The 12,314-nt window shown below is 53.4% G+C and carries 11 protein-coding genes; 4 read left to right on the forward strand and 7 right to left on the reverse strand.

Annotation, left to right across the window (positions count from 1 at the left end):
* Positions 1-150: 150 nt before the first annotated feature.
* The 4 genes from glmS to HMPREF2675_RS00295 all read right to left on the reverse strand — a co-directional run bounded on the left by glmS (position 151) and on the right by HMPREF2675_RS00295 (position 4,616).
* Positions 151-1,989, reverse strand: a complete 1,839-nt coding sequence (gene glmS / locus HMPREF2675_RS00280) for a glutamine--fructose-6-phosphate transaminase (isomerizing) (protein WP_070813659.1) — start codon at positions 1,987-1,989, stop codon at positions 151-153.
* 161 nt (positions 1,990-2,150) lie between these two features.
* Positions 2,151-3,524 (reverse strand): bifunctional UDP-N-acetylglucosamine diphosphorylase/glucosamine-1-phosphate N-acetyltransferase GlmU, encoded by a 1,374-nt coding sequence (glmU, locus tag HMPREF2675_RS00285; RefSeq protein ID WP_070813660.1) that lies wholly within the window; start codon positions 3,522-3,524, stop codon positions 2,151-2,153.
* A gap of 98 nt (positions 3,525-3,622) precedes the next feature.
* Positions 3,623-3,907: a membrane lipoprotein lipid attachment site-containing protein gene (locus HMPREF2675_RS00290; RefSeq protein ID WP_003686634.1), complete on the reverse strand. Its 285-nt coding sequence runs from the start codon at positions 3,905-3,907 to the stop codon at positions 3,623-3,625.
* A 61-nt stretch (positions 3,908-3,968) separates the two neighbouring features.
* Positions 3,969-4,616 carry a pyrimidine 5'-nucleotidase gene (locus tag HMPREF2675_RS00295; protein WP_070813661.1) on the reverse strand — a complete coding sequence of 216 codons (648 nt, stop codon included), beginning with the start codon at positions 4,614-4,616 and terminating at the stop codon, positions 3,969-3,971.
* 65 nt (positions 4,617-4,681) lie between these two features.
* Between HMPREF2675_RS00295 and HMPREF2675_RS00300 the strand changes: the two genes are divergently transcribed.
* From HMPREF2675_RS00300 to HMPREF2675_RS00310, 3 genes are all read left to right on the forward strand, one after another.
* Positions 4,682-5,683, forward strand: a complete 1,002-nt coding sequence (locus tag HMPREF2675_RS00300; protein ID WP_070813662.1) for a thiamine ABC transporter substrate-binding protein — start codon at positions 4,682-4,684, stop codon at positions 5,681-5,683.
* A gap of 111 nt (positions 5,684-5,794) precedes the next feature.
* On the forward strand, positions 5,795-6,640 hold the full coding sequence (locus HMPREF2675_RS00305) for a mechanosensitive ion channel family protein (RefSeq protein WP_070813663.1): 846 nt from the start codon (positions 5,795-5,797) through the stop codon (positions 6,638-6,640).
* 74 nt (positions 6,641-6,714) lie between these two features.
* Entirely contained in the window at positions 6,715-7,182 is a 468-nt protein-coding gene (locus HMPREF2675_RS00310; protein WP_070813664.1) for a CinA family protein, read from the forward strand.
* Positions 7,183-7,260: 78 nt separating this feature from the next.
* On the opposite strand, the gene efeB is transcribed toward HMPREF2675_RS00310, so the two are convergent.
* From efeB to efeU, 3 genes are all read right to left on the reverse strand, one after another.
* A complete protein-coding gene (efeB, locus tag HMPREF2675_RS00315) occupies positions 7,261-8,526 on the reverse strand; it encodes an iron uptake transporter deferrochelatase/peroxidase subunit (protein ID WP_070813665.1) in 1,266 nt (421 codons plus the stop codon).
* Between the two features lie 135 nt (positions 8,527-8,661).
* Positions 8,662-9,828, reverse strand: a complete 1,167-nt coding sequence (gene efeO, locus HMPREF2675_RS00320; protein ID WP_004519217.1) for an iron uptake system protein EfeO — start codon at positions 9,826-9,828, stop codon at positions 8,662-8,664.
* 12 nt (positions 9,829-9,840) lie between these two features.
* Entirely contained in the window at positions 9,841-10,674 is an 834-nt protein-coding gene (gene efeU / locus HMPREF2675_RS00325) for an iron uptake transporter permease EfeU (protein ID WP_004519216.1), read from the reverse strand.
* Between the two features lie 380 nt (positions 10,675-11,054).
* Between efeU and HMPREF2675_RS00330 the strand changes: the two genes are divergently transcribed.
* The gene (locus tag HMPREF2675_RS00330) at positions 11,055-12,230 is read left to right on the forward strand and encodes a cytochrome-c peroxidase (RefSeq protein WP_070813666.1); all 1,176 of its coding nucleotides are present in this window, start codon (positions 11,055-11,057) and stop codon (positions 12,228-12,230) included.
* The last annotated feature ends 84 nt before the right edge of the window (positions 12,231-12,314 follow it).

Raw genomic sequence — 12,314 nt, forward strand, 5'->3', positions numbered from 1 at the left:
AATATCGGTAACAATCAGCTGTTGTTGTACATTTATAATGAAAGCAAAGACATCATCAATAGCATTTCTATTATTGAAACCGACAAATATAAAGGCCGTCTGAAACCCAAATCTCAGGTTTCAGACGGCCTTTTTTAACCGGTTTATTGCTTATTCAACCGTTACTGATTTAGCCAAGTTGCGCGGTTTGTCCACGTCTGTACCGCGTGCAAGGGCGGCGTGGTAAGACAGGAGCTGCACGGGGATGGTGTGCACAATCGGCGAGAGTACGCCGACATGGCGTGGGGCGCGGATAACGTGCACGCCTTCGGTGGCGTTGAAGTTGCTGTCGAGGTCGGCGAAGACAAACAGTTCGCCGCCGCGTGCGCCGACTTCCTGCATATTGGCTTTTACTTTGTCCAACAGGCTGTCGTTCGGGGCAATCACGACAACAGGCATGTTCTCGTCCACCAAAGCCAACGGGCCGTGTTTCAGCTCACCCGCAGGATAAGCTTCGGCGTGGATATAGGTAATCTCTTTCAGCTTCAATGCGCCTTCAAGGGCGATTGGGAAGTGGATGCCGCGGCCCAAGAAGAGTGCGCTGGTTTTCTTGGCAAATTTTTGCGCCCAAGCGGCGATTTGCGGCTCAAGATTGAGAACGTGCTGAATGCTGCCGGGCAGTTGGCGCAGCTCTTCGACGTATTCACGCGCTTTTTCGGCGGAAACCAAACCGCGTTGTTTGCCCAAGGTAACGGCCAGGCCGAACAGGACAACCAGTTGGGTCGTGAACGCTTTGGTAGAGGCAACGCCGATTTCTGCGCCGGCGCGTGTGTACAGTACCAATTCGCTTTCACGCGGCAAGGCGGATTCCATGACGTTGCAGATAGACAGGCTGTGTTTGTGTCCCAAGGATTGCGCGTATTTCAGGGCTTCCATGGTGTCCAAAGTTTCGCCGGATTGGGAAATGGTGATGACCAATTGTTTCGGATCGGCAATCACGTCGCGGTAGCGGTATTCGCTGGCGATTTCCACGTCGGTCGGCACTTTAGCGATGGATTCGAGCCAGTATTTGGCGGTCAGCGCGGCATAGTAGGACGTACCGCAAGCAAGGATTTTGATGCTGTGGATATCGTCGAATACTTCGCGGGCGTTCGCGCCGAAGTTTTCAGGTTCGAAACCGCCATCCAAGAAGACTTCGGCGGTATCGGCGATGGCGCGGGGTTGTTCGTGGATTTCTTTTTGCATGAAGTGGCTGTATGGGCCCAACTCCAAAGAAGCCAGAGACAATTCGGATACTTTAACCGCGCGTTCGGTTTGCGCACCGGTTTTGTCAAGCAGTTTTTCGATACCGTTTGCATTCAACAGGGCGATGTCGCCGTCTTCCAAGTAAGCGATGCGGCGGGTAAAGGCAATCACTGCGGATACGTCGGAAGCGATGAAGGTTTCCTGGTCGCCCAAGGCCACCAACAACGGGCAGCCCATGCGCGCAACAACCATTTCTTCAGGGTTGTCTTGTGCGATAACGGCAATGGCGTATGCGCCGTGGAAACGGGCAGTCGCAGCTTGGACGGCTTCAAACAGTTTGCCGCCGTTTTGCGTGTATTCGTGGTTGACGCTGTGGGCGATGACTTCGGTATCGGTTTGCGATTCGAAGGTATAACCCAAAGCTTGCAGGCGTTCGCGTTCGGCTTCGAAGTTTTCGATGATGCCGTTGTGGACAACCGCGATCATGCCGCCGGAAATATGGGGGTGGGCGTTAGGCTCGGTTACACCGCCGTGGGTTGCCCAACGGGTATGGCCGATGCCGATATGGCCGAACACGCCATTTTCACGTGCTGCATCTTCCATCAGCTGAACACGGCCGACACGGCGGACGCGTTTGATTTTGCCGTCCATGTTGACGGCAATACCCGACGAATCGTAGCCTCGGTATTCAAGGCGTTTGAGACCGTCGGTCAGAAAATCGACTACATTGTGATTGGCGCGAATAGCACCTACGATACCGCACATATAAGTTCCTTAGTATCAAAAGTTTGAAAAAATGACTGCTGCTCCGGCTCCCGAAAGCGGCAGTCGGAAAACGCCGTTTTATTTTCATTGAAACGGCAAATCTAGGTTTCAGACGGCCTGTTGTTTCTCAAGGCCGTCTGAAAACAAATAAAAGATCAACCTTACTTCTTATCGCCTTTTTCCGGACGCACCCAGCCTTCGATGACGGTTTGGCGCGAACGGGCGAGAACGAGTTTGCCGTCTTCGCAGTTACGGGTAATCGCGCTGCCCGCGCCTGTCGTCACTTTATTACCGAGGGTGACAGGGGCAACCAGTACGCAGTTTGAACCGATGCGTACTTCGTCGCCGATGACGGTTTTGTGTTTGTTCACGCCGTCGTAGTTGGCAATAATCGTGCCGGCGCCGAAGTTGGTTTTGCTGCCGATCTCGGCATCACCGATGTAGGTGAGGTGGTTGGCTTTGGTGCCGTTGCCGATGGTGGCGTTTTTGACTTCGACGAAGTTGCCGATGTGTACGTCGTCGGCCAGTTTGGCTTGCGGACGCAGGCGGGCGTATGGGCCGATTTGGTTGTTTTCGCCGACTTCGCAATCTTCAAAATGAGAGAACGGGGCGATTTTGGTGTTGGCACCGATTTTGGCGTTTTTGATCACGCAGTTGGCACCGATTTCGACGTTGTCGCCGAGTTCGACTTCGCCTTCGATGACGACGTTGACGTCAATCACGGCATCTTGTCCGTGTTTCAGACGGCCTCGTAAATCGAAACGTGCCGGATCGCGCAGGGTGACGCCTGCTTTGAGCAATTCTTGCGCCTGTTCGGTTTGGAAGATGCGTTCGAGTTCGGCAAGCTGGAGTTTGTTGTTCACGCCGGCGGCCAGATGGGAGGCGCGCACTTGGACGGGATGAACTTTGATGCCGTCGGCAACGGCTTTGGCGATGAGGTCGGTCAGGTAGTATTCGCCTTGGGCATTGTTGCTGGAAAGGCTGTTCAACCAAGCTTCAAGTTTGGCGTTAGGCAGAACCAAAATGCCGGTGTTGATTTCTTTTACGGCCTTTTGGGCGGCATCGGCGTCTTTTTCTTCGACAATGGCGGTTACGTTGCCGTTGCTGTCGCGGATGATGCGGCCCAAGCCTGTCGGGTCGTTGGGCACGTCGGTCAACAGGCCGACTTCGTTGCCTGCGGCTTCGAGCAGGGTTTCGAGGGTTGCTGCGTCAATCAGGGGGACGTCGCCGTACAACACCAGCGTGCGGCCTTCGGCGGACAGGTGCGGCAGGGCGGTTTTGACGGCGTGGCCGGTACCGAGCTGTTCGGTTTGTTCAACCCAAACGACATCGCGTTTGACGGTGTCCAAGACTTGCTCTTTGCCGTGGCCGATGACGACGCAGATGTTTTGGGGATTCAGGGAGGCGGCGGTGTCAATAACGCGCTCAACCATGGGAAGGCCGCCGATGCGGTGCAGCACTTTGGGCATTTTGGAGTACATGCGCGTGCCTTTGCCGGCGGCGAGGATGACGATATTTAAAGCTGTCTGAGCCATGATACGGTTTCCGTTGTCGTTGTTTGAGGCCGTCTGAAAAGTGTGGCAACAAGTGTTGATTGTTTTTCACTCCGTTTCAGACGGCCTTGGGGATATTGTTATTCGGTTGCTGGCTGTTGGTTGGCAAATTGCGGTTTTTGCCAATGTTGGCCGCGTTCGCCGTGTTCGGCATGATCCGCTTGATTGGATTGGACGGCGCGGCGCTCAGGGCGGAACTGGTTGTAATTCATGTTTTTAGAATAAGTACCGTCCTGATAAACGATAGGCGTGCCGGTAGCATATTTTTGTCGTACGGCGGTACGGCCGGATTCGTTGGTGTAGGTTTCCCAAGAGCAACCGGCCAAAACGGCGGCGGCGGTCAGAATTAAAGCGAGTTTACGCATGATGTTGTCCTTGTTTTTAAATGTCGGCAATACCGTGTATTGTACTTGTTTTTGCAAAACTTCACGGCAGTTTTGTGCAAACTTCAAGCAAACCCTGCATATCTTTCGCTATGCCGTCGGCAAATGGCAGCGGATGGGCTTTTTCGCCGTACCAAATGGTCTTCATGCCCAAGGCTTTGGCTTGGTGCAGATTGTCGGCACTGTCGTCCACCATAATGCACTGTTCGGGTTTGACGCCCAACAGGCGGCAGACGTTGAGATAGGCCTGCGGATTGGGTTTGTAGAGCAGGCCGAAGTCGTCCGTGCCGAACAAGCCGTCAAAATGCGCTTCCAAGCCCAACGCTTCAACCAATGCGCGGACATAAAACGAAGGCCCGTTGGAAAATACGGCTTTTCGCCCTTTCAGACGGCCTAAAACGTCATCAGTTCCATCCATACCCTCCACCTTTGCCAAAATTTGCTTAAGCGGGTGACTTTCACGCAAAAACTCATCGATATCGACTTCGGGATGGTGGATTTGCAAACCGGCAAGCGTCGCGCCGTATCGGTGCCAATAATCTTGGCGCAGGTGGGAGGCGGCTTCTTCGGAAAGTTTCAGACGGCCTGCCATGTATTCGGTCATGGCGCGGTTGATGATGTAGAAAATGCCGGCTTCGGCATTGTGCAAAGTATTGTCGAGGTCAAACAGCCAAACGGGAGAATGATTCATATCGTGCCTTGATATGCAGATTTTGTTATGATATTTCGTATTTTACCCGTACTAAAGGAAAGAGAATGAAACTGAAATTGTCCGCCGTGGCCCTGTTGCTGGCTTCGGCAAACCTGTACGCCCAAACCGAAGTGCGTTTGGCCGTGCACAAATCCTTCAGCCTGCCACAATCCGTCATCGCACAATTTGAAAAAGCCAACGATGCCAAAGTGTCCGTCATCAAGGCAGGCAGTGGCAACGAAATGCTCAACAAGCTGATTTTGAGCAAGGCCAACCCGATTGCCGATGCGGTTTACGGTTTAGACAACGCCAACATCGGCAAAGCCAAAGCCGCCGGCATCCTCGCCGCCAACCAACCCAAATCCGCACCCGTAACCGCTTCCCTGCCCGATGCGCTGGCTGTCGATTACGCCTATGTCGCCATCAACTACGACAAAAAATGGTTTGAACAGAAAAAATTGCCCCTGCCGCAAACCCTGCAAGATTTGACCAAACCGGAATATAAAAACCTTCTGGTAACCCCGTCTCCCGCCACATCCTCGCCCGGCCTCTCCTTCCTCTTGGCCAACATCGGCGGCATGGGTGAAGAAGGTGCGTTCAAATGGTGGGCGCAAATGCGCCAAAACGGCGTGAAAGTTGCCAAAGGCTGGAGCGAAGCCTACTACACCGACTTCACCCAAAACGGCGGCGCCTATCCCCTCGTGGTCAGCTATGCCACCAGCCCGGCGGCCGAAGTCCACTACTCCAAAGGCAAATACAGCACCCCACCCACCGGCAACCTCTTCCTCAAAGGCGGCACATTCCGCCAAGTTGAAGGCGCGGCCGTTTTGAAAGGCGCAAAACAACCCGAACTGGCAGCCAAACTGGTGAGCTGGCTGCAAAGCGGCGACGTGCAAAAAGCCCTGCCTGCCGAAATGTGGGTCTATCCGGCTGCCAAAAACACGCCGCTGCCCAAAGTATTCGAGTTTGCCCAAACCCCGAAACACAGCGATTCCCCCAACCGCGCCGACATCAACACCAAACAAAAACAATGGGTGAGCCGTTGGAGCAAAACCGTTTTACGTTAAACCGAAAAACTTAAAAACACATCAAGGCCGTCTGAAAAAACAAATCATTAGTTTTTCAGACGGCCTTGTTTTACAATGACCTTTTAAACAACTTCACACGCACACACAATTATGAATTTCGATCTTCAAGTCCTCTCTTCGTTCTCCGGCTGGGAACAACTCGCCCAAACCGGCATGTCTTTCGGTACCAACCTGCTGGCCGCCTTAGCCATCTTCTTTATCGGCCGCTGGGTCGCCACGCGCGTGGTGACACTGATGAAAGCCGCGCTGACACGCGCCAAAGTCGACAAAACACTGGTCAGCTTCCTCGGCAACGTCGCCAACATCGGCCTGCTGATCCTCATCATCATCGCCGCACTGGGCAAACTCGGCATTCCGACCACTTCCGTTACCGCCTTGATCGGTGGCGCAGGCCTGGCCGTGGCTTTGTCTTTGAAAGACCAACTGTCCAACTTCGCCGCCGGCGCACTGATTATCCTGTTCCGCCCGTTTAAAGTCGGCGACTTTATCCGCGTCAACGGTTTTGAAGGCATCGTCCGCGAAATCAAAATGGTGCAGACCTCTTTGAGTACGCCGGACAACGAAGAAGTCGTCCTGCCCAACAGCATGGTCATGACCAACAGTATCACCAACCGCTCCTCCCTGCCCCTGTGCCGCGCCCAAGTCGTTGTCGGCGTCGACTACGCCTGTGACTTGAAAGCCGCCAAAGCCGCCGTATTGAGAGCGGCAACCGAGCATCCATTGTGTGTTCAAACCGAAGAACGACCTGCCGTCGTATACATTACCAACCTTGGCGACAGCGCCATCGAAATTACCCTTTGGGCGTGGACGCAAGAAGAAAATCTCGGCCCGTTCCGATTCGCCCTGAACGAGCAAGTGGTTGAAAACCTGCGCGAAGCCAACATCAACATCCCATTCCCACAATGTGATGTCCACCTCATTCAGCCGAAAGACTGATTTCAGCTTTCAGGCCGTCTGAAACCCGGCGGGTCAACGCCCGCCCCATTCCACCATTTCCATAAGGAGCCGCCATGTCCTATCTGCAAACCATCGCCGAACACCTGACCAGCCGCCGTCAAACCGTTACCTGCGCCGAGTCCTGCACCGGCGGCCTGCTTGCAGGTGCGCTGACCTCCCTCTCCGGCAGTTCGCAATGGTTTCATCAAAGCTTCGTCACATACAGCAACCAAGCCAAGCAGGAGCGCCTCGGTGTCATGCCCGATACTTTACTGAAACACGGCGCGGTCAGCCGCGAGACCGTCTATGAAATGGCTCGCGGCGCAAAAGCCGTCGCGCAGGCAGATTACGCCTTGAGCATTTCCGGCATCGCCGGCCCTAGCGGCGGCAGCGCGGCCAAACCGGTCGGCACAGTCTGGTTCGGCCTGGCCACGCCCGAAGGTTCGTTTGAGCAAACCGCGCTTTTCACAGGCGACCGCGAAGCAGTAAGGGCGCAAGCCGTCGAATACGCATTGGCTTTCTTGGCGGAACATTTGGTTTGATAGAAAAAACATAGGCCGTCTGAAATCTGGAAATCAGGTTTCAGACGGCCTTTTTATCTATTCAAACCATCGGCGGATTTATACGCCCAAAAGCTCTTTGCCGAGGAAGCTGCCTTTTTCGACACCCGGCAGGACAAAGAAATAGCCGCCGCCAAACGGGCTGATGTATTCCTCCAGCGGCTCGCCGTTGAGCAGGTTTTGTACGAAGATGAAACCGTCGGCAAGGTTGGCCTGATAGCAGATGAACACCAAGCCGACATCGAGCTGGCCGTTGGCGGCGAGGCCGCGCGAGTAGTTGAAGGCGCGGCGGTAGAGCAGGTGTTTTTTCATAAACTCCGGATCGCGCGGGTTGGCAAGGCGCATATGGCTGTCTTTGGGCGTGATTTTGCCGTCGGGGTCTTTGGCGAAATCGGCGGTGTCGCCTTCTTTTTTACCGTCCATGGGCGCGCCGCTGTATTTACGTCGGCCGAAAATATCGGTTTGTTCCTGCATCGGGGTGCGGTCCCAAAACTCGACAAAGTGGCGGATGAGGCGGACGGCCTGATAGCTGCCGTTTTTCGTCCATGCCGGTTCGTCCAAGCTGTTGGCGGCAACGCCTGTCCACAGGACTTGATCGGCAACTTTGGGATCTTCGACTTTGGGATTGCCGGAGCCGTCGCGGAAACCTAAAAGGTTGCGCGCGGCAATGGCGCCGGGTTCGGCTTTAGGGAGCCAACCGTCTATGCTCCAGCGGATGACGGCAAACTGGGCGGTGTTTTTGATGATGTCGCGCAGGGCGGCTTGGCAGGTTTCGGGGGAGAATGCGCAAATTTGCAGGCTGAGGTCGCCGTCGCACCAAGATTTTTGGAGTTTGTCGTTAGGAAAGTCGCGCATTTCCTGCAGGTGTTTCGGCTTTTTGTCTTTGAGGCCGAAGCGATCGTCAAAGAGGCTGCTGCCGACGCCGACGGTAACCGTCAATCCGTCGGGGCGGAATTGTTTGCCGAGGATGCCGCTGCCCGCAGGCGGGAGCTTGTCGTCGCCGTCTTGGTATTCGCCGCCTTGGGTAAGGAATTCGATGCGGGCGGTCAGGGTGCGGAACAGGTTTTCAAGTTGTTTGGCGTCTTTGGCGGTAACGTCAAAGGCACACATGATGCCGAAGAGCTGGTGTGGCGTGACGATGCCTGCCTGATGCTCGCCGTAACACGGATAGGCCAGCTCGGAATGTTGGTTGTTTTGGGTATCGGCGGCGGCTTCGCCTTGTTTTTTACCGGCAAAATAACCGGCAACGCCGATAGCGCCGGCGGCAAGGGCAGTTTTGAAAAGGGTTCGTTTTTCGGGTTGTGCCGGTTGTTTGTTTTGGCTCATGGTCTGCTCCTTGGCAGGGAACGGAAAGATTGCAATCGTGTGAAGTAAGGTTGGTTTTCAAGCATATTTTGTGTGGGAGACAATAAGATTCAGACGGCCTTTCAATATCCAAAGGCCGCCTGAAAACGCGTTATCTTATTTCAAACCCAAAATGCCGCGCAGTTTGGCCAAATCTTCTGCCAAGGCATTAATCGGCGCCTGCAGGGCTTTGCGGTCTTCTTCGCTCAATTTGTCGTACAGCTCGAAACCGTTCGGGGTTTTGTATTTCGCCAAAATGTCTTCAACCTGTTTGAAGTTGGCATCGGTTTTTTCCAACAACGCTTTGTCTTTGGCTTCGATCAGCGGACGGAACAAATCAACGATTTTTTTGGAGCCTTCCACATTAGCTTGGAAGTCGCTCAAGTCGGTATGGCTGTAACGGTCTTCTTCGCCGCTGATTTTGCTGCCGGCCACTTCTTCAATCAGTTCGGACGCGCCGCCGACCACCTTACCCGGAGGAAACGCCAATGCGTCGATTTCTTTTTGCAGTGCTTCGACATCGGTCATCAGTTTCGCTGCAATTTCCTTCACGCCGGATACGTCTTTTTCTACCCAAAGGGCGTGTTCGATACGGTGGAACCCAGTAAACCCGGCATCTTTCGCGCCGTCTTTGAAGTCGTCTTCACGCGCATCGATGACGGGGTCGAGTTCGCTGAAAAGCTCGGCAATCGGTTCGATGCGTTCGTAATGGACGCGGGTGGCGGCAAACAGGGATTTGGCCTTTTCAATGTCGCCGGCTTTAACGGCTTCGGTAAAGGTTTTGGTTTTCGCCACCAGCTCTTTAACCTCGCCTTGAACGTAAGCTTTATAGTCGGCCAAAGGTTGCGCCAGTTTTTCCAAATCGGCTTCGTTGGCAGTGTCTTTGAAGCCGCTGTCGGTAACAATCAGCTTACCGCGCGGATTGGTCAACAGGCCGCAAGTCATTTCGTATTCGCCCGGCAGCAGGGTAACGGTCATTTTGTCGGATAAACCCGGGGCGATGTTTTCACGCTCGTCCACCACCATCACGCCTTTCAGGATTTCCCATTCCAGCTTGCGGCCGCTGTCGTTTTTGATGTTGAACACGACTTGGCCGCTGGGGACGGTCAATTCCATCGGTTCGCAGGCAGTATCGTTCACACCGATATTGACCGAACCGTCGGCATTGGCGGCAGCGGATGCACCTGAAGCGGCAGGCGCGGCTTTTTCGGCTTCAGGCGGCTGACACGCAGTCAAACCCAGAGCCAGCATTACAGACAAAGCAGTCAGATTGAATTTTTTCATTTTACTTCCTTCTTATTTAGTTAATTTAGTTAACGTTTTTGCCGGAGCGCTGCCGCGCAAAAACCAAATCATGACGGGAACCAGATACAGCAGCCAAATCAGGACTTCGCCTTCGGTCGGATGGTCGGTATAGCCGAAGAAACCGCCGAGCAGCACGCCTAAAGGGCTGTCTTCATGCAAATATTTCGAGGTGTCGAAAGCGATGTCCTGCATCGCATTCCATACGCCAGCCTCATGCAGCGCACGAAACGAACCGGCCAACAGACCGGCCGCCACCACAATCAAAAACGCGCCCGTCCAACGGAAAAACTTCGCCAAGTTCAGGCGCATACCGCCCTGATAAATCAGCGTACCGATGACAACCGCCGCCAGCAGCCCCAATACCGCGCCTATCGGCATAGACCACGTCGGGCTTTGCTGGAACACGGCAAGCAGGAAAAACACGCTTTCCAAACCTTCGCGCGCCACGGCCAAAAACGCCATGCCGACCAAGGCCCAGCCCTGGCCGCTGCCGTGGTTCAAGGCCGTCTGAACAGAATCCTGAAGATGCTGTTTCATCGAACGCGCGGCCTTCTTCATCCACAAAATCATGTACGTCAGCATCGCCACGGCCACCAGGCCGATGACGCCGACCACCAATTCCTGTTCTTTTTGCGGAATCTCGCCCGTAACGGAATGAATGCCGTAACCGATACCCAAACACATGGCCGCAGCCAAAAACACGCCCAGCCAAACCTTCGGCATCAGCTCGCTGTGTCCCGACTGTTTTAAAAAACTGGCAACAATGCCGACGATCAGGGCGGCTTCGATGCCCTCGCGCAGCATAATCAAAAAAGCAATCAGCATAAAAAACTCTAAAGTGAAACGTTCATTTGTTAACGCATTTATAACGCTTTACGCTTAATAACGCAAATTATTTTCATTTTTTAATAATCCTATAATTATTAAGATTTTTTAAAATAAAATAACGAACGTAATCAATAAAAACTAAAAGGCCGTCTGAATTTTGTTTTTTCAGACGGCCTTAAAAACATTAACTAATTGTAAAAAAACAATAAAAAAGTTTCATAGTATAAAATTCTCTATCGGTTATATTTTCAAAATTTATCAAAAATAAAAGGTTGATTTACAGCAAGAATCAAAAGCAACTTATCTCATATAGTTCAAATACTGCTGTCGCAACCAGCAAACCATTACATAACAAATGCATAATAAAGGAACCTCCTATGCCACGTTTGAAACTCCACCAAATCGTTCTGGCCTTGGCCGTTTCTGCCGCGTTGACCGCCTGCGGTGAGAAAACTGCACAAACTACTGAAACTCCTCAAGCTGCTTCTGCCGCGAGCACTGCCGATGCTGCCGCAAGCACCGCCGCCGTTTCAGCCCCTCAAAATTCTGCCGATGTTTCTGACGAAGACAAAGCCCTGTTGGAACGCGCGCAAGCTACGTTCAAACCTTTGCCTGACCTAGCCGAAATGCAAAAAGTCCGTCCGTTTACCGAAGAACAAGTCAAACTCGGCCAACAACTTTGGTACGAAAACCGCCTGTCCAAAGGCAACACCGTCAGCTGTAACTCTTGCCACAACTTGGCAACTGCCGGCGTAGACAACATGCCAACCAGCGCGGGCCACAAAAGCCAATTCGGCGGCCGTAACTCCCCAACTGCCCTGAATGCCGCCTTGTTGGGCAGCCAATTCTGGGACGGCCGTGCCGCCGATGTGGAAGAACAAGCCGGCGGCCCATTGCTCAACCCTGTTGAAATGGCCAACGCAACCGAAGCCGATGCCGCCGCCAAAATCGCCGGCATTCCCGAATACCAAGAGAAATTCAAAGCCGCATTCCCTGAAGACGGCGCGGTTTCCTTCAAAAACATCACCACCGCATTGGGCGCGTTTGAACGCACCCTGCTGACCCCGACCCGTTGGGACGACTACCTCAAAGGCAACGTATCCGCCCTGAGCGAACAAGAACGCAAAGGCGTACGCGCATTTATGGACAACGGCTGTATCGCTTGTCACAGCGGCGTTAACTTGGGCGGTACCATGTTCCAAAAATTCGGTTTGGTGGATGGTCCTTACTGGAAACACATCGACGATCCTAAACACGACAAAGGCCGTGCGGACGTAACCAAAAAAGCCGAAGACGAATTCTTCTTCCGTGTTCCAGGCTTGAGAAACGTTGAGCGCACCTACCCATACTTCCACAACGGCAGCGTTTGGGAATTGGATAAAGCCGTCAACATCATGGCGAAAGCCCAATTGGGTAAAACTCTGGCTCCGGAAGAAACTGAAAACATCGTTGCCTTCTTGAAAGCCCTCTCCGGTAATATTCCTGAATCTGCCCGAACCATGCCTGAGCTGCCTGTATCCACCGATGTCAAATCCCGACCTGACAACAAATAAGGTTTAGCACAAAACAAAGGCCGTCTGAAAATCCGTTTCAGACGGCCTTTTTTGTTGCCGGCCATATGGGCGGCTTTGTTTCAC

Origin of the sequence: Neisseria sp. HMSC061H08 (assembly GCF_001836795.1) — a bacterium.
GTDB classification, from domain to species: domain Bacteria; phylum Pseudomonadota; class Gammaproteobacteria; order Burkholderiales; family Neisseriaceae; genus Neisseria; species Neisseria subflava_A.

Coding starts and splice junctions, on each gene's coding strand:
- glmS (WP_070813659.1), bottom strand. CDS start 1,989: ATGTGCGGTATCGTAGGTGCTATTCGCGCCAATCACAATGTAGTCGAT.
- glmU (WP_070813660.1), bottom strand. CDS start 3,524: ATGGCTCAGACAGCTTTAAATATCGTCATCCTCGCCGCCGGCAAAGGC.
- HMPREF2675_RS00290 (WP_003686634.1), bottom strand. CDS start 3,907: ATGCGTAAACTCGCTTTAATTCTGACCGCCGCCGCCGTTTTGGCCGGT.
- HMPREF2675_RS00295 (WP_070813661.1), bottom strand. CDS start 4,616: ATGAATCATTCTCCCGTTTGGCTGTTTGACCTCGACAATACTTTGCAC.
- HMPREF2675_RS00300 (WP_070813662.1), top strand. CDS start 4,682: ATGAAACTGAAATTGTCCGCCGTGGCCCTGTTGCTGGCTTCGGCAAAC.
- HMPREF2675_RS00305 (WP_070813663.1), top strand. CDS start 5,795: ATGAATTTCGATCTTCAAGTCCTCTCTTCGTTCTCCGGCTGGGAACAA.
- HMPREF2675_RS00310 (WP_070813664.1), top strand. CDS start 6,715: ATGTCCTATCTGCAAACCATCGCCGAACACCTGACCAGCCGCCGTCAA.
- efeB (WP_070813665.1), bottom strand. CDS start 8,526: ATGAGCCAAAACAAACAACCGGCACAACCCGAAAAACGAACCCTTTTC.
- efeO (WP_004519217.1), bottom strand. CDS start 9,828: ATGAAAAAATTCAATCTGACTGCTTTGTCTGTAATGCTGGCTCTGGGT.
- efeU (WP_004519216.1), bottom strand. CDS start 10,674: ATGCTGATTGCTTTTTTGATTATGCTGCGCGAGGGCATCGAAGCCGCC.
- HMPREF2675_RS00330 (WP_070813666.1), top strand. CDS start 11,055: ATGCCACGTTTGAAACTCCACCAAATCGTTCTGGCCTTGGCCGTTTCT.